The organism is Chryseolinea sp. T2 (assembly GCF_037203685.1).
Taxonomy (GTDB): domain Bacteria; phylum Bacteroidota; class Bacteroidia; order Cytophagales; family Cyclobacteriaceae; genus Chryseolinea.
In genome coordinates, this window is sequence record NZ_JBBCAU010000002.1 from 914,790 (window position 1) to 936,325 (window position 21,536).

Sequence of the window (21,536 nt, forward strand, 5' to 3'; positions counted from 1 at the left end):
TTAGTGAAAAACAAGGACAACGCGAGGCCTACCTCAATACCGTAATGCTTCCCGTTTTAGGGCTGCCTTCTTCGCCGTCGCAGCGGATGATGTAGTAGTAAACGCCGTCAGGAACCTGGCGGCCGCTTGTAAACGTGCCTTCCCAATTGTTCAGGTAAGGCTTGGCTTCGTAGACTTTTACGCCCTTGTCATCGTAGATAATGACCCCGCACTGAGGATATTCCTCGATGTTTTCAACGTTCCAGTATTGTCCGGTAGCATCACCGTTGGGTGAAAAGAAGTTGGCTGGTTCAAGCTTGTTGACCAGAACATCACCGCGGACTTTAACGTCTACCGTGGTACTGTTTTTACAGCCATTTGCTCCCGCACCGGCTACGGTGTAAGTAGTAGACACGAGCGGTGTCGCGGTAGTTGATGCCTTATCGGGTTCAGTAACTGTTTCGACAGGTGACCATGCATACGTTAACAGACCTTCGGCCACCAATTGAACCGATTCTCCTTCATTTACCGTTTCCGGTGTTGCTGTTGCTGTAACTTCCGGAACAGACAGTGCAGACACTTCCTGAACCGCTTTCAGTTTGCAGCCATTTGTGGCCGTAACATCTACGCTGTATTCTCCTGTTTTCTTCGCGACAATTGTTGGCGTCGTCTCTCCTGTGTTCCACAGATAACTGCCAAACGTGTTTGTCAATGAAAGTACAATTGTCGCATCGGGACAGATCTCAAATTTTCCTCCTGCAGTGGCAATTACTGCGGCTGGCGCTTCAGTGATCGTAATTGCCTTTGTGGCGACATTGGGGCATGCATTGCTGGGATAAGCAGCCGTTAGCGTAATCGAGAAGGTACTCGAGGTAGCGTATATGTGTTTCGGGTTCTTTTCAGTCGACGACTGACCATCGCCAAAGGCCCAGGAATAAGAAAGCGTTGATTGCGGATCGAATGTCGACTGGTTTGTAAAACTTACTTCTTCACCTTTGCATGCCGTAGTAACGGTCGTGAACGCCGCGACTGGAGGTGTGACCACGGTCAGTGTTGTGTGTGCCGATTCTGTTACGGGACATCCCGGATTCGAAGAAGTAGCACGATAGTAGTACTCTCCTGATGTATTTCGCAGTAAGCTTGTGCTCGTTGCGCCTGAGATAGCGCCACCTGTTTTCTCGTACCATTGGTACGTAAACCCTGGCACCGAGGGATAAACCGTAAGGCTTTTGAAATCGGGCTGACAGATCAGGGCTGAACCCGTGAAGGCAACCTTAAAGTCAGGAAGGTCAACAGCGACGACGAGCGTTTCTTCTGTACGCGCAACGCATCCGCTACTGGCAACTACATCAACGTAGTAAGTACCTGCCTGAGATGCCTGAAAGTTTGAGACGGACGCAGGCGTGATTCCGGTGCCGGTGTACCCGCCTGGGCCCCGCCACTGATAAGTAAAGCCCGGACCAACGTCGGTCGCCGTCAGCGTTAATGTGTTACCAATACATACCGGACCATTGTTAGTAGGCGCAGGATCAGCAGCAGTGCCAGGAGAAATGGTCACTTTCACGGTATTAGAAACAAGGGAGCATGTACCACTTTCAGCAGTGGCAGTCACATAGTAATCGCCGGAGACAGTAGGAGAGAATTCATTCGTTCCGGTCACCGTGGTGCTCGTGGTTGCGTTAGTCCATGCATAAGTGGCTCCGCCGCTCAGCGTTGAAGTTAGGGTAAGGGCATAGCCGGCACACACGTTAAGCGGACCTTCCGGTTTTAGCTGTGGCTTCATACAAGCCTTGTTTCTGAACACAGATATCTTCGAGGCAGCGACGTTGAGATTTACATCGTCAACACTGGTGAAGGCAACATCGGGTTTACCGTCGCCATCCAGATCGCATATGCCGATATGGCGATTGATATAAGTGGTTCCCTTTATGAAGCGTGTAAAGTTCAAACTGCCGGCGGTGCTGTTGTTCTTCAGTACCGTAATGGACTTCTTTGTCGCCGATGCAGCAACTATCTCCGGTTTGCCGTCGCCATCAAGGTCGCCGAAGTCGAGGCCCCATGGAGTTGCGTCGGTTGAAACGGCAGGCGCTGCAGAGAATGAAAGTGAGCCCGGAGTGCTTTGATTCAGAAACAAACCAACTTCTGCGTTGTTAAGTTTTGTATAAGCGATATCCGATTTCTGATCGCCATCGAGATCGGCAATACGAAGGGTCTTGATTACTGTACCCGCAGCAACGGATTTTACAGCACCCATCGAAATAGCTCCCGGTGAACTTTTGTTTTCGATGATGTACAAGTCGGAGTTGACCTGATATTGTGCAGTGACAATTTCGGGCAGGCCATCTCCGTCGAGATCCTGCGCACCGAGTGCTTCGGTACTTGCAGCACCCGGGACGGATATTGTGATCGGAGGAGAAGGCGAGAACGCAATTGATGTGAGCGTACTTTGATTGATGAGGATGCTTATTGTGTTTGTGGCCAGTGATGATATCATCACGTCGGGCTTCCCGTTGAGATCGAGGTCGGCGATTTCAATTCGCCGCGGTTTCTTGCCAGGAAGGGTGATGATCGCCGGCGCCGTAAATGCAAAATTGCCCGGCCCGGTGCTGTTGTTCTTGATGATGAAAACTTTGTCTGCGGTACCACTTTCCGTGGCAACAATGTCCGGCTTACCATCGCCGTTCAGGTCGCCGCATTTGATATGCAGTGAGCGCGAAGCAATGTTGGAAGCGAACTTCACGGGAAAGTTTATGGTGCCAGGTGACGAACCATTTGAAACGATGGTGAGAAATCCTGAATTGTCGTTGGTTGCAGCGACGTCCACCCGCTTGTCGCCGTCGAAGTCGCACATACACATGTCATGTAGCCCTTCCGTTACGGGCGCGCCGGCGGGAAAGTCCTGCTGGGTTTGAAGATTGTCAGGGTCGAAGCCACCGTTGCCGCTGAAGTTCAGGAGGAACTGGCCATTTGAGAATCCGGTGAGGCCGGTGGCTGTGTTGGTGACACTTACCCGGGTATAAAGCGAACCGTAAGGAACGGCCACTTCAATTTGCTGGTCAGTAACGGTCTTAATCACACCCTTTGACGCACCGAATGTCACCGCAAGCTTGGTTGCGTCGGTGCCAAAGAATGAGCCCTTGATCGTGACCGTTTCGCCCATGCTTCCCGAGGTCGCGCTAAGCGACTTAATCTCAGGCTTTTGGGCGAGAATCGAATGGAACCACACAACCATGGTGCCCACAAGCAGGAATATGCGCCTGATGCGTGCGATGGACGGCTTCATGATTGTATTTGATTCCCTCATGCCACTTAAATGTAACCGCCGTTATTTGCTCGTCGTCGTGACTATAAGCACTCTGGCTCCGGTTAACTTGGTAAATCGCTTTAAGTTCTTGACTTCCTCATACGCCTCGGTCGCTTTCAGGGTCTCCAGAACGTGTACGTAATACTTCTTGTCCTGGGGATTGTAGAACACTTCTGCATTGTATTTTTCGCCAGTCAGCTTCCGCTTGTAGACATCGGCCGCAGTAAAGTCATTGAAGACTTTGATCACGACGTAGAACTTCTTCTCCGCCTTGGTATTCTGCTGGTTGATAGCATTAGGATCGGCCGCCGTTTCCTGGAAGCGTGCTGTGTGTTTCTCTGTCGTCTTCGTAATTGTTGAACGCAATACAGGCGCTGCACGCTTGAACTTCTTCTGCTGTCCAAGTCGCAGACCCAGTACTACCTCATGACTTCCCTGTGAGAATGCATCCACAGGTTGATTACCCGGCTCATACGAATACGCGAGTACAAAACGATTGATGTTAAATCCAACGTTGCCCGTAAATCCATAAGGCAATCTGTAGGATGCGCCGAGCCAGAAGTTCTGGCCGAGGTTGAGTTTGCCCAATAGTTCAAACTGGCTGTTGCCATATTTTGAATACTTGTAGTTGAAATACATTTCGAGAGGCGCCACAGCTTCTGCCGTTTTCACCTTTCGTTTCACGCCACCTTTCGTTTTTGTAACGATGCGGCTGTCCATTTTTTTCTTGTAGTAAACCGTGACAAATACCTGGTCGGATGGCGACACCGTTGTGCTCGTAAAGCTTCCCGGGCTGTTAAACACAGGAGGAAACAACTGAGGAAGTGAGATGCCGATGTTAAGGCCGCTGCCCGATCGGTAAAGCATTCCAAAACTTCCCGCTGGCTGCATGTTGTTGGCACCGGCATTAGCCAGTGCGGGATCATTCGGATCCGTTACCCTGGTCATGTCGATTGAATTGGATATAGCTCCAAACGACAGACCCATGAACAACCAGTTGCGTTGTCCCAGGGGAACGCCGTAGGCATAGGATGCGGTGAAATCAGTTGTGCTCAGAACACCGCGGTTGTAAGAGGAAACCTTACCTCCAAAGCCTGCCCTAGAGTTGTTCATCAGTGTGTTGAAAGTCAGTGTTGACATCACGGGTGCGCCTTCAACGTTCATCCACTGTTGCCGACGAAGCAGGTAAATCTGGGTGTAATCGGTTAATGCCTCCGCTGGATTGTACAGATACGGATTGAGATAGAAACTATTGTAAACAGGAAAGTTCTGGGCAACTGCCGGCGCACAGCAAAGCCAGATAAGAATGACAATCAGCGAGTTAAAAAAATAGCGCATCCAGGTCCAATATTGTTGGCAGGGGGTAAGTCAGTCATCAATTCGCTTGTAACACCCCGCGCCGACCAAAAAACCAGATCGCCGCAAAACGGCGGTCTGTACTTATAGGTTATTTAGCTAAACTTACGAATATACAGTGTTTGGTAGTTATTACGGGTGGGGTTCACAGGGTAACCCGACGGGTGTAAGGTTTTGAAAAATAAACTGCTGTTTAAGGCTGGGGAATGACGAGCGAACACGGTGCAGATGATCCAAAAACATCGTTTCGCAACATGCCGATTGACGAGATCGGGGTGGATCTATAAAGGCACTTATGACACTTATTGCCGCCCTCGTCTCAGGTCGTTTTTGGTAGCGGCAAAATAGCCGGTAAGTAGTTGTCCAGGCTACTCAATTCTGGTCGCGCGTCAGATCTTTCGTCCTGGTGAATTCAATCTAGCTAAACAGTTTCGTCTGTCTGGTGTTCAGTTCATAGAGGTATAACATCATACCGTCTTTAAGTCCCACCTCGGGCACAAGCATGCTCGATGCCTTCGCCCACTCCATAACCTTAACATAGATCTTGCCTGCCGGAACGATAACATCAGCGCGATCGGGGTTCATCTGTAACTTGTAAATGCGGTCGTCAATGGAATGACTTTCAATAAGCGACTGAACTGATTTGATCTTCCGCAGGGTAATCGTTTTGCCGGGACGTTGTTTTGCGAGCTCAAATATCTTGGAGATGTTGCCGCCCGTTCCTACTGCAGTAACGCGCCCTGGTTTAGACTTCAATGATTCCACTACCCACGACTGCATGTTTTCCCAGATAACGGGTGAATCGGTGTTTTCAAGAACACGAACAGAACCAATTTTGAATGAACGCGTTTTTGTCTTCTTACCCTGGACGTAGAGATTGAGTTCGGTGCTACCGCCCCCGACATCGATATGAAGATAGGTTTTGTCAACGAGGTATGATGCAATTGCTTTATTGATCAGTTCCGCTTCGCGATTGCCATCAATTACATCTATGGTTAATCCCAATTCTTCGTACACGCGCTTAACCACATCGGCACCGTTATCGGACTCGCGCATAGCCGAAGTTGCACAGAACATGTAGTCGGTAACTTCATACAACTCCAGGAGGAGTTTAAATGCACGCATCAGTTTAATGAACTTAGCGATGCTCTTGTCGCTGATGCGGCCGGTAGAGAAAACGTCATGACCAAGACGCAAAGGGAAACGAATGTATTCAAGTTTCTTCAGTGTGCCTTTGCCAGCTGAGTCTAATACGGTCGAAACCTGAAAGCGAATGGCATTGGAACCAATGTCGACTGCGGCTAGTTTCATGAACGTTCAAATTTAACTATTGAACTTTTATTTTATATAGTTATTAACGTACTTTGCCACACTTATCCAGAAAGACCGAGGGATTGGGCCCTTTGACGTCTTAGCATCCTATTCCGAAATCGAAACCGGAATGTTGTGCTAAATCCCTTCTCCGAAAGGAGAAAAGATAAGTAACCCATCGCACTGAGGGCTCTCTGGATAGAATATCTAACGGGAGCTACCATGAAGATCCAGGACATTCTACAGGAACGCATTTTGATTATTGATGGCGCCATGGGTACCATGATTCAGCGTCATACACTCACTGAGGAAGATTTCAGAGGCGAACGCTTTAAAGATCATAAGCATGTGCTGAAGGGGAACAATGATGTGCTGTCTATTACACGTCCCGACATCATTAAGGGCATTCATCGTGAATACTTCGAGGCAGGTGCTGACATTGCAGAGACCAATACATTCAGTGGCACAACGATCGCGCAGGCAGATTATCACCTGCAGGATGCGGTTTACGATTTAAACTTCCAATCGGCGCGCATAGCCCGGGAGGTAGCTGACGAGTTTACAGCACGTGAACCACACAAACCGCGTTTCGTTGCAGGCGCCATGGGCCCTACAAACAAGACAGCATCAATTTCTCCTGATGTAAACAATCCGGGCTTCAGGGCAATCACCTTCGATGAGCTCGCTGCTGCATTCAAGTTGCAGGCGCGGGCACTCATGGACGGCGGCGTTGACTTGCTGCTGCTCGAAACAATTATCGATACGCTCAATGTGAAGGCCGCGCTGTTTGCCATTCAGGAACTCTTCGAAGAAACAGGCAAGCAAATTCCTGTTATGGTTTCGGGAACAATCACTGATGCCAGCGGACGAACTCTTTCCGGACAAACGACAGAAGCGTTTCTTATTTCGGTATCACATGCACCATTGCTGAGCATCGGATTGAACTGTGCCCTTGGTGCTTCGTTGCTACGTCCTTATCTGCAGGTGCTTAGTGATAAAGCTCCCTTCTTCGTGAGCGCATACCCCAACGCCGGATTGCCGAATGAGTTCGGACAATACGACGAGACACCCGAGCAGATGGGACGTCAGATCGAAGAGTTTCTGAAGGAAGGTCTTGTCAACATGCTGGGGGGATGCTGCGGCACAACACCAGATCACATCAGAGTAATTGCCCAACTCGCATCAAAATATAAACCCCGTAAGGTCACGGCAGAAGTTACTGCCTGATGTAGGTCACCTGTTTTCATATGAATCCAAATACGTTCTATCTCTCCGGACTTGAAGCGATCGAGATCACGCAGCAGTCTAACTTCATAAACATTGGCGAACGAACCAACGTCACAGGCTCTGCGAAGTTTCTGAAGCTTATCAAAGAAGATAAGTTTGATGAAGCATTGGCTGTGGCACTTGATCAGGTGCGCGGTGGCGCCCAGGTTATTGACGTCAATATGGACGAAGGAATGATCGATTCGGAAGCGGCAATGGTTAAGTTCCTTAACCTGATGGCTTCCGAGCCGGAGATTGCCCGCATTCCGGTAATGATCGACTCCTCAAAATGGAACGTTATTGAGTCAGGTCTCAAATGCCTGCAGGGAAAAGGCATTGTTAACTCCATCAGCATGAAGAGCGGGGTGGAGGATTTTAAGCGTCAGGCTAAGCTTGTAAGGAGATACGGAGCAGCCGTCGTCGTTATGGCATTCGATGAGGCTGGTCAGGCAGACACCTATGATCGTCGTATCAGTATATGCAAACGCGCATATGATATCCTCGTTAATGAACTGGGCTTTCCTCCGCAGGATATCATATTTGATCCTAATATTTTTCCGGTTGCCACCGGTATTGAAGAGCACAGGAATTATGCTTTGGATTTCTTTAATGCAGCCAAATGGATAAGGGAGAACCTTCCTCATGCGCATGTAAGCGGCGGAGTGAGCAACGTTTCGTTCAGCTTCAGAGGTAATCAGAAAGTTCGTGAAGCCATGCATGCGGCCTTCCTCTATCATGCGATCAAAGCGGGGATGGACATGGGCATTGTTAATCCTACGATGCTTGAAGTTTACGATGAAGTGGAGAAGCCATTGATGGAACGCGTCGAGGATGTACTACTTAACCGGAGAGATGACGCAACGGAACGGCTGCTGGAATACGCGGAGACTGTAAAAGGTACTTCTAAGAAAAAGGAAATAGACGAGGCGTGGCGTCAGGGAACGGTTGAAGAGCGAATCACCCACGCACTGGTAAAGGGAGTTGTCGACTTTATTGATCAGGATACGGAAGAAGCCCGGGTTAAATATGGCCGCCCTCTGTATGTTATTGAAGGGCCGTTGATGGCCGGCATGAACGTCGTTGGTGATCTGTTCGGTTCGGGAAAGATGTTCCTTCCACAGGTTGTAAAGAGCGCTCGCGTAATGAAGCGGTCCGTGGCTTATCTGACACCATATTTGGAAGAGGAAAAGAAGCTGACCGGAGGAAGCGATAAGCCCGCAGCCAAAATTCTGATGGCAACGGTGAAGGGCGACGTCCATGATATCGGAAAGAACATAGTTGGTGTGGTGCTTGCCTGTAACAACTACAACGTTGTTGACCTGGGAGTGATGGTTCCGCCGGAGAAGATCATTGAAGCGGCACGCCGTGAAAATGTAGACATGATTGGCCTGAGCGGACTGATCACGCCATCGCTTGATGAGATGGTGCACATGGCAAAAGAAATGCAACGTGAGAAGATGTCGCTACCACTACTCATCGGCGGGGCAACGACGTCGCGTATTCATACGGCGGTTAAGATCGATCCTGCGTATGACGGTCCCGTTGTGCACGTACTGGACGCGTCAAGAAGCGTACCGGTCGCCAGCGAGTTTGTAAATCCCTCAACTGCAGGTACGATCAAGCAACGTTTTAAGGACGAGTATGCAAAGCTTCGCGCAGACTACGAGGGGCGCAAGGAACAGAAGCATTATGTCCCGCTGCCCGAAGCGCGCCGTAATCGGGTGGCTATAGATTGGGCGAAGGCAGATATCACCAAACCATCGTTTCTCGGCGTAAAACAGTTGCTTAATTTCCCTCTCGATGAAATCAGAAAGTATATCGACTGGACACCATTCTTTCAGACGTGGATGCTCGCGGGACGTTACCCCGGCATTCTTACTGACAGCGTGGTAGGCAGCGAGGCGACAAGACTTTACAATGACGCGCAGAAGATGCTTGATCAGCTCGTCGCGTCGCGCGCATTGCAGGCAAATGGCGTGATTGGTTTCTTTCCGGCTAACACCAACGACTCCGACGATGTGCTATTGAGTCGTAAGGAAGGAGAGGAGTCGTTCGCTACCTTCCATTTCCTCAGGCAGCAGACGAAGAAAGCGCAGGGGTTACCCAACTTCTGCTTATCAGATTTTATCGCGCCGAAATCCAGCGGACGTCAGGACTATTTTGGAATGTTTGCCGTTACGGCAGGGATCGGAATTGAAAAACTACTGGAGAAATATAAAGCCGCTCAGGATGATTATTCGGAGATCATGGTGAAAGCGCTGGCCGATCGTCTGGCAGAAGCGTTTGCTGAATGTCTCCATGCGCGTGTACGCCAGGAACTATGGGGCTATGCGCAGGATGAGAAGTTAACGAACGATCAGCTGATCAGCGAAGAGTACCAGGGCATCAGGCCAGCTCCCGGTTACCCTGCCTGTCCCGATCACACCGAAAAGGGATTGCTGTTCAAAATACTTGATGCCTCGAAAGCAGGAATCGTACTTACCGATTCGTTCGCCATGTATCCGGCATCTTCAGTGAGCGGGTTTTACTTTGCAAGCGCTGATTCAAAGTACTTCGGTCTGGGTAAAATAGATCGCGACCAGGTCAAAGAATATGCGTCCCGAAAGGGAATGTCGCTGGCAGAGACGGAGAAATGGTTGTCTCCAAATCTGTCTTACGACATATAATTGTTTTTAGCACTATTTCATCCCAATGAAAGTTACAGATCACCTCAGGAATGCCAATGGAAAGACGTTGTTCACCATTGAAATTCTTCCGCCTCTGAAAGGCGAAAATATTCGCAACCTGTTTGATAATCTCGATCCTTTGATGGAGTTCAAGCCTCCATTTATCGACGTAACATATCATCGCGAAGAGTATATCTATCGCAAGAAGGAAAACGGATTGCTCGAGAAGCAGTCGACAAGAAAGCGGCCTGGTACGGTTGGGATATGCGCAGCAATACAGAACCACTATAAGGTCGATACAGTGCCGCACATCATTTGCGGAGGATTTTCTAAGGAGGAAACCGAGAACGCATTGATTGATCTGCAGTTCTTAGGTATAGACAACCTGTTGTTGCTTCAGGGAGACGCAATCAAGACCGAAGCAAAATTTATCCCGGAACCCGATGGACATCGCTATGCGTCTGATCTCATCGCGCAGGTCGGACAAATGAACAAAGGTTGTTATCTGGATGAAGAGCTTCAGAATACCTCGCCAACTGACTTCTGCATTGGAGTGGCCGGCTATCCCGAGAAACATTTCTCGGCACCTAACCTCAAGGCAGATCTGAGATACCTGAAGCTAAAGGTAGACATGGGTGCACAGTATGTGGTGACGCAGATGTTTTTCGACAACCAGAGATATTTCGAGTTTGTTGAAGAATGCAAGAAGGCAGGCATCCATGTTCCTATTATTCCGGGTATCAAACCGATTACAACTAAAGGACAGCTCAACATTCTCCCCAAGGTATTCCACATCGATATTCCGGAGGAATTATCGGACGCGGTCGAGAAATGCAAAGACAATCACGCTGTTAAGGAGGTTGGAATAGAATGGTGCATTAAACAGTCGAAGGAGTTGATCAAACACAACGTGCCTACGATTCATTTTTATTCAATGGGTAAGTCGGACCCTATCTACCGTATAGCAAAGGAGTTGTTCTGACGGAAACCAAAAGGAGCTTCTGGCAAAAGGAGTTCCTGAAGAAGCTTCTGATGGATAAGCACAGGAGTTTGTTTCCAGTTGATCGCAAACCGTCAAATCGGATTAATCAAGCCCAGGTCTGCGGCGTCCGGATACGAACGTTACCGTTCGAAAATGATGGCCGGACCCTCTGAAAAGTGCTAATTAGGGGCTTTGTAGTGCCATGCTTTACGTGGCATTTCTATTGCAGACGAGCCGGAAGATCCAACGCTTCATATGATCAAGAACTACCTTCAGGTCGCGTTTCGAAACCTGCAGAAAAACAAGCTTCACACGCTGATCAATATTTTCGGGCTTGCTGCCGGGATGGCATCGGTCTTTTTAATTGCCCTTTACATTCAGCACGAACTTAGCTATGACAAGTTTCATAATCGTCCTGAAGATCTCTATCGGGTAATCTGGCAAAGCGATAACTCACAAACCCGTACGCCGCATCCCATGGCCCAGGCGTTGGTTGCTGATTTTCCCGAAGTGCAAAGCGCGGTGAGCATTACGCCACTCTTTGCGGCCGGGCTGACGCGGGAAACACATTCATTTAAAAATCCTGCACGCGATCAGCGATACGACGAGGCAAACCTGCTCGCTGTAGATACAACGTTCTTCGATGTGTTTGATTTTCCCATCGTGCGGGGAGACAAGAGCGGACTTAAAAAGACCGGCGGCGTTTACATGTCGGAGTCCATGGCGAAGAAATATTTCGGGGACGAGGATCCGCTGGGAAAACAGCTTGCAATTGATTCATCGAACTATCTAATAGACGTCGTCGGAGTGTTCAAAGACGTTCCCGAGAACTCGCACTTTCACTTTGACTTCCTCGCATCGTACGTAAGAGAAAAGTCATTTAATCCAACCAACAGGTTTTACAGCTGGGAAGACTTTGGTCACTACAATTACATACGCCTGAAGCCCGGCGCTGATGCCAAAGCGCTCGAAGCGAAACTCATGCCCTGGATGAGGAAATACATTAAGGGAACTGAGGAGCAGTATGCCGCACTGGTTGATAGAAAATACGGGTTCAGGCTTCAACCCGTGACAGAAATTCATTTAAAATCGAAGCTTCACTGGGAACTTGAAGCAAATGGCAACATTGAATACATCTACATACTTGGCGCTGCTGCCTTGTTCACACTGCTCATTGCCTGTGTAAACTTCATGAATCTGTCGACAGCCAAATCGGCCGAGCGAGCCAAGGAAATCGGCGTCCGCAAAACAATGGGTGCCTTCAGGTATCAGCTCGCGTGGCAATTTCTATCGGAGTCGATATCGAGCGCGTTTATTGCCGTGGTATTGTCCATGCTCATCATTGAGGTAGCCCTGCCGTTGTTCAATAACCTGGTGGGAGTGCAAATCAATATTAACTATCCCCTGTACATCACGGCTGCTTTGGCTACTGCACTAACAGTAGGCCTTGTTGCAGGGATTTATCCCTCGCTTTATCTGTCAGGCGTGAAGCCACAGGCGATACTTAAGGGCAAATTGATACAGGCCCCACAGGGCGCGCGCTTCAGAAGGATGCTGGTCGTTTTGCAGTTCTGCATTTCCATGGTGCTGATATCGTCGGCGCTTATCATATTCCGGCAACTGACTTATCTGCAAAATACGGATCTCGGTTTTGGCAAGGAGGAGGTTATCGTAATTCCGCTCAAGAATGAAGATGGAATGCGCGCGTTTGATGCCTTCAGAAACGAATTGAAGCGCATTGATGGCGTTAGTTTTGTTTCTGCTGCCTCCAACATTCCCGGCATGCAGTTCAACCAGCACAGCATCGCATTGCAGCAATTTCCTGAGGCAAAAGTTGATGCAGCTCCGGCATTTATTGACTACGAGTTCTTCAAGACCTTCGGCATTTCGCTGAGTTCAGGGCGTACGTTTGAAAGAGACAACATTGCAGACCAGGATGCATTTGTAATCAACGAGACTGCCGCAAAACAATTGGGCGTAGCGGCAGACGCAGTAGGGAAGGAGATGATCTGGTGGGACAATGAGAGGGAAGTGAAGGGCACTATCATCGGTGTTGTTAAGGACTTCCATTTTCAGTCATTGCACGAACCGATACGACCGCTCATTTTCAGAGAGTCGCATAGCGCTTTCAACTACCTTGTTGCTAAAGTTTCACTGGCAAATTTTAACACAAGAATATCCGACATTCAAAAGACTTACCGCGAGTTTGAGCCAACGTTTGGATTCGAGTTCTCATTCCTTGATGTACAGCTCGACAATCTCTATCGCGGTGAACGACGCACGGCAAGTATACTCGCGGTGTTCTCAGTCATTGCACTAATGATCGCCGCCTTTGGACTGTTTGCCATGTCGATGATGTTGTTCTATCAAAAGTCGAAGGAGGTAAGCATCCGGAAAGTACTGGGAGCGTCCCGCGGAAACTTAATGGTACTTCTCCTTGGCGATTTCACAAAGCTGGTAACGGTCGCCATTGTATTAGGCACTCCGTTGTCGTGGTACATTATGCATGAGTGGTTGAAGAACTTTACCTACCGGCAGGACATTGGGTTCTGGCCTTACCTGGGCAGCGGGATTGCCTTGTTATTTGTGGCTTGGGCAACGCTGGGATACTTCACGCTGAAGGCGACCCGGCTTAATCCTGCTGATACATTGAGAAGTGAGTAGTGTGGTTCGGACCGCGCGACTATACAGAGGTGATTTGTAATGCTAACGATAATGTACCTGGCGGAGCCAGCCAGTCCAAATAGTCACCAGCCAGCGGTTACTGTATTGCGTCAAATTGTCAGCTTTGTTCCACCATCAGGCTGGTCAGAGTATAGAGAAGTATAGAGAAGTATAGAGAGGGTATAGAAAAGTATAGAGCGGATATAGAGAAAGTATAGAGCAGCTATAGAAGCACTATAGGAGATCTATAGAGAAAGACGAGCACGATTTAACACGTGTATACTGTACAGTTAACGAGGTCGCGCCGTAATGTCATTTCCATTTTCCGGTGAGGAATTGACAGGCCGTCCCCGGGGCGCATCTCAACTGACGCTAAAACCCACGACTGAGATCTTCATTTTTCTTACTTTTAGTTACTGCATTCGCGTTGATGCACAGTTTCCAAACTTTTACTTTCACTCCTTTGCTATGATCAGATGTTGCTTGCTGCTACTGGTATTGGTAGCGCTAAATGCCCGGGCCCAATCGCCTTTTCAGGCGCAGGTACTTGACGAAAAAGTTCAGATCGGGTATGGTCTTGCCATAGGCGATGTGGACGGAGATAAGAAGCCTGACATCCTGATGGCCGACAAGAAACAGTTCGTATGGTACAGGAATGGCGACTGGAAGCGATTTATCCTGGTTGAGAATCTGACCACTTCCGATAATGTGTGCATTGCCGCCCGCGATATTGATGGCGATGGAAAAGTCGAAATAGCCGTCGGCGCTCAATGGAACCCTGGCGAAACATCGGACACAACAAAATCAGGATCGGTACATTATCTTGTCCGCCCGGGCGATCCTACAACGCCATGGCTACCTGTAGAGTTGCATCACGAGCCGACGATTCACAGAATGCGCTGGATCCAAACGGGTCCAAAGCAATATCAGCTCATTGTGTTGCCCCTTCACGGTCGGGGAAATAAAGATGGTGCCGGCCGCGGTGTCCGCGTCTTCGCGTATGAAAGACCGAAGGATGTCAGGCAGCCATGGAAACTTAATCTGGTTGACAGCTCAATGCATCTTACGCACAACATGGAGTTAGTGCAGGAGGGAAACCGGGAGCGACTTTATATTGGCGGTAAAGAAGGTGTGAAAATATTCGATTTCAACGGGAAGCAATGGACGCAGGCGAACCCCGGCGCTTACATAAAGGACGCTTCATTTGGTGAAGTGAGAGTTGGAAAGAAAGGAGGGCAGCAATTGCTGGCGGGTATTCAACCCATGCATGGTACAATGCTCGCGGTATACGACGCCTCGCTGAAGCGGCAGGTCATCGCAGAAGGATTTGGGCAGGGACACGCGCTGGCAATCAGCACACTCACAGATAAGTCGACCATGCAGATCGTTGCCGGCTGGCGCGAACCGGATGCTGATGGCAAAGTAGGAATCAAACTCTTTGTTCCCGCAAAGTCATATTCCGATTGGACAACGTATTGGATAGACGAAAATGGGATGGCCTGCGAAGATCTGCAGGTAGCTGATCTTAATGGTGACGGTAAGAACGATATTGTCGCCGCGGGCAGAGCAACTCATAACCTGAAGATCTACTGGAATAAGTAGATCTTCAGATTTGTTCTCCGCCTAGTAAGCGGTGAGTTCGGGTTTTACATCACGGATGTAACCGAGAATGCCGCCCTTCAGATTGTAGAGGTTTTCGAAACCGAATTTATCTTCAAGCTCGCGTATAGCCTTACCGCTGCGATTGCCGGTCTTGCATTGTACGACAACCTTTCTTTTACGATCGATTTTCGCAACATTGTCGACAATGGATCCAAGCGGAATAAGCTCAGCCCCGATATTCACGATTTGATATTCATGAGGCTCGCGCACGTCGATGATCTGATAGTCAAGACCACTGGTTTCCCATTCATGCAATTCTACTGCGTCGATTTCCTTGATCTTTCTTTCTACTGCTTTAACCCCGCAAAACTGTTCGTAGTCTATCAGTTCTTTGATCGTAGGATTATCACCATTAAGAGGATTGGACGGATTGCGTCTTATTTTGAAGGTACGTGATTCGAATGTCAGGGCATCGAAACTATAGAACCTGCCGCTGAGAACATCTCCTACACCAGTAATCACTTTGATGACTTCAAGTGCCTGAAGGCTTCCAATGATTCCTGGAAGCACACCCAGCACGCCACCTTCTGCACAGCTTGGTACCAGGCCCGGAGGCGGAGGTGCAGCATAAAGGTCGCGGTAATTGGGTCCCAGCTCACCATTGGCATTTGTATAGTTGAATACAGACAACTGACCTTCAAACTGAAAGATTGAGGCATACACGTTCACCTTTCCCGACAGCACGCAGGCATCGTTGATAAGATAGCGTGTTGGAAAATTGTCGGTGCCATCCGCTACAACATCATAACCTTTGATCAGTTCAATTGCATTCTTTGAAGTGATCTGTGTATTGTAGACCGTGAGGTTGATGTGAGGGTTCAGTGATTGCAAACGTTTCTTAGCACCCTCCACTTTGGGAAGTCCAACCGATTCGACACCGAACAACACCTGTCGCTGAAGGTTGCTGTCGTCGACGACATCAAAATCAACTATGCCGATGTTGCCTACGCCGGCAGCAGCGAGATACAGCAGGAGCGGGCTTCCCAGACCTCCTGAACCAATGACCAGCACTTTGGCCGCTTTCAGCTTCTGTTGTGCTTCGAGTCCGAATTCAGGAATGATGATGTGGCGGTTGTAGCGCGCCAGCTCCTCTTTTGAAAACGTTACGGTATAATGCTCCATGGTGCTGATTATTTTGATCCGCCGGCAATGGCGGGAACGATGCTTACAATAGTATTCGATTTAACAGCCGTTTGCTCCTGCTGAAGGTTCCGGATGTCATCGTCGTCAACGAATATGTTGATGAAACTGGGAACTTTGCCATCAGCATTGATCAAATGTCTTTGAAGAGGAGGATAGGTTGATGTCAGTGTCTGGATCACTTCCATCACTGTATTACCTGATACTTCAACTTTGGACGTTTGATTCGTGAATTTTCGAAGAGGTGTTGGAATAAATACGGTGGCCATCGCACTTCTGATTTATTTGTATTCGGGATATGTTTAAAACTTATTTACGCCCGGGGCACGGTTAGAGGATAACAGTTTCTTCCTCAAATTGGTGCGCCTGATTCAGCCTCCACGAACGTATTTCTTTAAATCGTTCGCTGATCACGGAAAGGATCACATAACTGAAATAAGGCTGGGCGTTGCGCAGGTCTGTCTCAGACGGAATTGCCGGAGAGCCGGGATGCGAGTGGTAGATACCGAGTAGCGTCAGCTGCATAGATGCAGCAAATTTTTCAGCTCTCAGGTACTCCAGTGCGTCGACTTCGAAACGCATGTGTCTGTTGGACGATGCGATATTAGTTGTGGGCACAACGTGGGTAACAACCCGAACTCCGTTGTCGTGACCTAACAAAAAGCCGCAACGTTCCTCGTTCGTACCTTCGACGTTTGATACAAGTTCATCCAGTTCGCTGGCAGCGATCGAAACAATTTTTGGTACCGTTGCTTTCAAATTGCTGCTTGCTAAATTCTTTGTAACAGTAGGCCTTCTACATGTTTATAGTAATCGCTTGTTTCAAGCGATTTGAACATCATCGGAATTATCTGACCATAGTCAGATGCTTTGGCCTTCTCGGCATCCAGAAACTTTTGCTGAAGACCCCAATTCAATATATTGACTGTGTCATCCTTGTCGACCCGTTGCAATGAATCTTCAACGATCTGGCGCAGTGCCGACTTCATCGCAGTGAAGGAATCAGTGTCGCCGGTTGAGTTCACAATGGGCTCAAGCGTTTGAGCAATGAGATCGTCATTGACTGGTGCAATGTGCGAGATAATGATATCGTTATCCTGATTGTATTTTCTGTACCGCTGTTCATAAACATTGATCAGCAGATTTAACTCGTGAGGATTGGACCAGTCCATCTGACCACGGAAGAATTTCTCCGTATAGCCAATAGGATTACCCAGGAAGATCACAGGCATTTTGCGGCCGGACCTTTTGATGTAGTACAATGCCATCTCCAGGCTTTCAACAGGCCATTCAAGGTTGCGAACCAACAGGAAGTTGCTGTGGTTCTCTTCTGCATACGCCAGCGTATTCATCATGAGGCGTGCGCCTTCGTTCACATTCTGCGCAGTGACAAATTTGCCGGGGCAATGAACAGCGATGTAGTCGTTCGATTCAGCTTCCCGCATGAGCTGCTGATTCATCAGACTGTTATCCAAAATATGAGTGAAGCGCACCATGCAGTAACGTACGCGACCGCGTCGTGAATACATGTCGAGGATGTACTCACACATCTTCTTTGTTCCGGCGTATACCTCTTCAGTGAAGTACCGGCTTGATTTTCCTGTTGAAGAGAACGCACAGTGTTTTACTGAAGGCGTTGCTTCACAGGCAAGCACAACATTCAGCGTCCCGGTTACATTGGTGCTGATAGTTTCAAAAATATGTGACTCAGCATAACCCGGATCTCTTTGCGCTGCAGTATGAAAAACGATCTCCGGCTGATGCGCAGCAAACGCACTGAGAAGTCTCTGCTTGCATCGAACATCTCCCTGTTCGAATACTATCTTCGGATGCTTACGATGTGCGGGAAGTGGTGCCATGTCGAAAACGACAATCTTCTTCACCTCAAACTGCAGCAACTCGTCTAACAGGGCAGACCCTACACAGCCGGAGCCACCGGTAATAACACATACACGATCTTTCAATAGTTCTCCCATGTTTTCGGGAAGACTAAGCACACGAAGACGCGTAGGTTGAAACGGGTCTTCCGAGAGTCGACCCTGCTGGTCGTAGAGAGTGATTAATTCACTCGTAAGCGAAACGAGATTGGTGTAGGCGTCACGTTGACCCACGTTTCCCGAGAGCTTCCAGATGCGCTTATAGAGATCCTCAATCATGAACTGAACTGAATTGTCAAAAAAATAGTCGCTTTGTACGTCGGCATTCCCTGGGGGCAGGTTGCCTACATGGATTCAAAAATGTTAAAACGGTGGTCAATCTGCGATGACAGCCGTCGCACATAGGCGATGATCTGTATCACATACAAAGAAACCACTATTCACGCAGAAAATGGTTTGCGGAAAGGTAACCGCTCATACCGGAATATTACATGAGTAAGTGAATTCTCGTGCCCGCCGGTTTGTACCCACAACCAACCGTTTGAGCTACACGCACTAACAGTGCAGCCCAGACCAATATCACTGGCTTTTTTCTGATTACGTGTCATTTTTACACCGAAGGCTGATGATTTTTTTTCCTTGTTCATGTTCGTCTTTCATGTAATCAATTGTTGCAACAACCTTGTATTCTTAATAACATGCAGTGCAGGATTTATTTGTATTCTGTGATATTCGCTGCATTACTCTATAAGGTCGCTATGCATAAAAGACTTCATTTTTCTTCCGGAGGAACCACTAATTGTAGTCCAAAACTTACATCATTTCTGACTGCGAGTGTCCTGTTGTGGATGATGTTGACAGCAACAACAACTCTCGGCGCTGACAATGCGTGGATACGGATCAATCTGATGGGTTACAAACCAGGCAGTGTAAAGGTTGCCGTGTTATGCAGCAAAGGAGAAATAAGTGTTGAAAAGTTTAAGCTGCTGCGGGCGTCCGACAACTCCGTAGTATTTGAAGGGTCTGCGGGTAAAGATTTCGGAGCGTATGGTCCGTTCTCTCATACGTTCAGACTTGACTTTTCTGCTGTGCATGAGACTGGCACTTATGTATTAAGTGCAGGGACAACTGTGTCGCTCGTGTTTGAGATAGGCGATGATGTTTACGATGGCGCTGCTGATTTTGTGCTTCAATACATGAGGCAGCAGCGAAGCAAGTACAATCCGTATCTCCGCGACTCATGTCACACGGCTGATGGTTATACTATGGACGGACCGATGCCGGACAGCACACATCTTGATGTAAGCGGAGGATGGCATGATGCAACTGATTACTTACAGTACGTTACCACTTCGGCAAATGCAACTTACCATCTGCTGGCATCTTTCAGGGACTTTCCAGCAGTGTTTGGCGACGCGCACCTCGATAACGGACTGCCTGGATCAAACGGTGTGGCTGATGTTCTTGATGAAGCCTCATGGGGTTTGCAATGGTTATTGAAAATGCACCCCCGATCTGACTGGATGTTCAATCAGCTGGCTGACGATCGCGATCACAAGGGATTTAGGCTGCCAACAAAGGATACAGCAAGCTATGGAAAGGGAAGAGAGCGGCCCATCTATTTCGTGACGGGCAAAGTGCAGGGCCTTGGAAAGTATAAGAACCGCACAACTGGAACATCGTCCACTGCGGGCAAATTTGCAAGCGCTTTTGGACTCGGATACGAGATCTTCAAAGACACATCAGCGGTGCTGGGGAATAAACTTTTAGGGCGTGCAAAGTCGGCGTATGAGTTTGGTTTGCGTATCCCCGGGAACACACAAACAGCGTGTTATGTGTCACCATATTTCTATGAAGAAGACAATTGGGTGGATGACATGGAGCTCGCGGCCGCGCAGTTGTTTGGTGTTACAGGAGAGAACCGTTACTTCAATGCTGCGCGTGGTTATGCTGACCAGGAGCCGCAAACGCCCTGGCTGGGCGCTGATACAGCTGCGCACTATCAATGGTATCCGTTCATTAATCTGGGACACTATGAGCTGGCAAAACGGGCGAAAGGATCTGCGCGTAGCCAGGTCGTTGCTTACTACCGGGAAGGCATTGAGCGCGTTTACGGACGCGCTTCGAAGAACGCCTTCCTGCGCGGTGTTCCTTTTATCTGGTGCAGTAACAACCTTCAAACATCATTTGCCATTCAATGTTATTGGTATCGCAAGCTGACGGGTGATACACAATTTGAAGCTTTGGAGCAGGCGGCGTTCGACTGGATAATGGGATGCAATCCCTGGGGCACCAGTATGGTTGTTGGCCTTCCTGCGGACCGCGATTTTCCGGACGACCCGCATTCCTCTCTCAATGTGCTATATGGTTATCAAACTTTGGGTGCCCTCGTTGATGGCCCCGTGTATGGCACAATCTATCGCAAACAACTCGGAGTGACGATCGTTCACGGAGATGAATACGCCGAGTTTCAAAGTCCATATGTTGTTTATCACGATGACTATGGAGACTATGCGACGAACGAGCCGACCATGGATGGGACGGCAAGCCTCGTTTATCTGATGGCCGCGATGCAGGCGGAGAATGGGCTGGCGAATTTTACATTGGATCATGGAGCAATTGTAAGAGGAAGCCGCAAAGACAAGAAGATAGCTATTGTGTTTACCGGCGACGAGTATGCAGATGGCGGCAATACAATTCAGCGGACGCTAAAGGAGAACAAGGCGAAGGCATCATTCTTTTTCACCGGCAACTTTTACCGCGACAAGCATTTCAGTAAGCTGATACGGCAGCTGAAAAAGGACGGCCACTATCTTGGCGCGCACTCTGACAAACACCTTTTGTATTGCTCATGGACAAATCGCGACAGCACGCTTGTTTCGCGTGAGATATTCATGAATGACCTGGAAGCAAATTATCGCGAGATGAACCGCTTCGGAATTATCCGGGAATCGTCGCCGTACTTCCTTCCGCCGTTCGAGTGGCATAATGACACGATCGCCTCGTGGACCGCTTCCGCCGGATTGAGATTGATTAATCTCACGCAGGGAACGTTGAGTCATGCGGATTATACAACGCCATCTATGAAGAATTACAGGAGCAGCGATGAGATCATGAACTCAATCACATCGAAGGCCGATCAGATGAACGGATTCATTCTGCTTATGCACGTTGGAACAGACGGCGAACGCAGGGACAAATTATACGACAGGCTGCCGGAACTGATTGCTCATCTGCGGGCGAAGGGCTATGAGCTGGTCACCGTTAACGAGCTCCTTCGCAGCAAATAGAAATTTCGAGCGGCAAATTGAGGCTATAAAATTTCGGGG

At 48.7% G+C, this 21,536-nt stretch carries 13 protein-coding genes and 1 riboswitch; of the genes, 6 read left to right on the top strand and 7 right to left on the bottom strand.

Features of this window, described 5'->3' with window-relative positions:
* Window positions 1-28: 28 nt before the first annotated feature.
* From WBG78_RS08610 to WBG78_RS08620, 3 genes are all read right to left on the bottom strand, one after another.
* Window positions 29-3,262: an FG-GAP-like repeat-containing protein gene (locus WBG78_RS08610; protein WP_337325998.1), complete on the bottom strand. Its 3,234-nt coding sequence runs from the start codon at window positions 3,260-3,262 to the stop codon at window positions 29-31.
* A 42-nt stretch (window positions 3,263-3,304) separates the two neighbouring features.
* Window positions 3,305-4,621, bottom strand: coding sequence for a PorP/SprF family type IX secretion system membrane protein (locus WBG78_RS08615; RefSeq protein ID WP_337325999.1), 1,317 nt, complete (start codon window positions 4,619-4,621; stop codon window positions 3,305-3,307).
* Between the two features lie 435 nt (window positions 4,622-5,056).
* The gene (locus tag WBG78_RS08620; RefSeq protein ID WP_337326000.1) at window positions 5,057-5,950 is read right to left on the bottom strand and encodes a Ppx/GppA phosphatase family protein; all 894 of its coding nucleotides are present in this window, start codon (window positions 5,948-5,950) and stop codon (window positions 5,057-5,059) included.
* Between the two features lie 59 nt (window positions 5,951-6,009).
* Window positions 6,010-6,123: riboswitch (SAM riboswitch) on the top strand.
* A gap of 49 nt (window positions 6,124-6,172) precedes the next feature.
* Here WBG78_RS08620 and WBG78_RS30770 point away from each other — a divergent pair.
* The 5 genes from WBG78_RS30770 (at window position 6,173) to WBG78_RS08640 (ending at window position 15,130) form a co-directional block, all read left to right on the top strand.
* Complete coding sequence (locus WBG78_RS30770; protein WP_443092771.1) at window positions 6,173-7,177, top strand: homocysteine S-methyltransferase family protein; 1,005 nt, start codon at window positions 6,173-6,175, stop codon at window positions 7,175-7,177.
* Between the two features lie 20 nt (window positions 7,178-7,197).
* Window positions 7,198-9,882 carry a methionine synthase gene (gene metH, locus WBG78_RS08625; protein ID WP_443092772.1) on the top strand — a complete coding sequence of 895 codons (2,685 nt, stop codon included), beginning with the start codon at window positions 7,198-7,200 and terminating at the stop codon, window positions 9,880-9,882.
* A 25-nt stretch (window positions 9,883-9,907) separates the two neighbouring features.
* Entirely contained in the window at window positions 9,908-10,864 is a 957-nt protein-coding gene (gene metF / locus WBG78_RS08630) for a methylenetetrahydrofolate reductase [NAD(P)H] (protein ID WP_337326001.1), read from the top strand.
* Window positions 10,865-11,119: 255 nt separating this feature from the next.
* Window positions 11,120-13,528 (top strand): ABC transporter permease, encoded by a 2,409-nt coding sequence (locus WBG78_RS08635; protein WP_337326002.1) that lies wholly within the window; start codon window positions 11,120-11,122, stop codon window positions 13,526-13,528.
* A gap of 309 nt (window positions 13,529-13,837) precedes the next feature.
* Entirely contained in the window at window positions 13,838-15,130 is a 1,293-nt protein-coding gene (locus WBG78_RS08640) for an FG-GAP-like repeat-containing protein (RefSeq protein ID WP_337326003.1), read from the top strand.
* A 21-nt stretch (window positions 15,131-15,151) separates the two neighbouring features.
* Here WBG78_RS08640 and moeB read toward each other — a convergent pair whose 3' ends face one another.
* The 4 genes from moeB to WBG78_RS08660 form a co-directional block, all read right to left on the bottom strand.
* The gene (gene moeB, locus WBG78_RS08645; protein ID WP_337326004.1) at window positions 15,152-16,312 is read right to left on the bottom strand and encodes a molybdopterin-synthase adenylyltransferase MoeB; all 1,161 of its coding nucleotides are present in this window, start codon (window positions 16,310-16,312) and stop codon (window positions 15,152-15,154) included.
* An 8-nt stretch (window positions 16,313-16,320) separates the two neighbouring features.
* Window positions 16,321-16,599 (bottom strand): MoaD/ThiS family protein, encoded by a 279-nt coding sequence (locus tag WBG78_RS08650; protein WP_337326005.1) that lies wholly within the window; start codon window positions 16,597-16,599, stop codon window positions 16,321-16,323.
* Between the two features lie 61 nt (window positions 16,600-16,660).
* Complete coding sequence (locus WBG78_RS08655; protein WP_337326006.1) at window positions 16,661-17,089, bottom strand: M67 family metallopeptidase; 429 nt, start codon at window positions 17,087-17,089, stop codon at window positions 16,661-16,663.
* Window positions 17,090-17,100: 11 nt separating this feature from the next.
* Window positions 17,101-18,486 (bottom strand): polysaccharide biosynthesis protein, encoded by a 1,386-nt coding sequence (locus tag WBG78_RS08660; protein ID WP_337326007.1) that lies wholly within the window; start codon window positions 18,484-18,486, stop codon window positions 17,101-17,103.
* Window positions 18,487-18,965: 479 nt separating this feature from the next.
* Between WBG78_RS08660 and WBG78_RS08665 the strand changes: the two genes are divergently transcribed.
* Window positions 18,966-21,497, top strand: coding sequence for a glycoside hydrolase family 9 protein (locus WBG78_RS08665; protein ID WP_337326008.1), 2,532 nt, complete (start codon window positions 18,966-18,968; stop codon window positions 21,495-21,497).
* The last annotated feature ends 39 nt before the right edge of the window (window positions 21,498-21,536 follow it).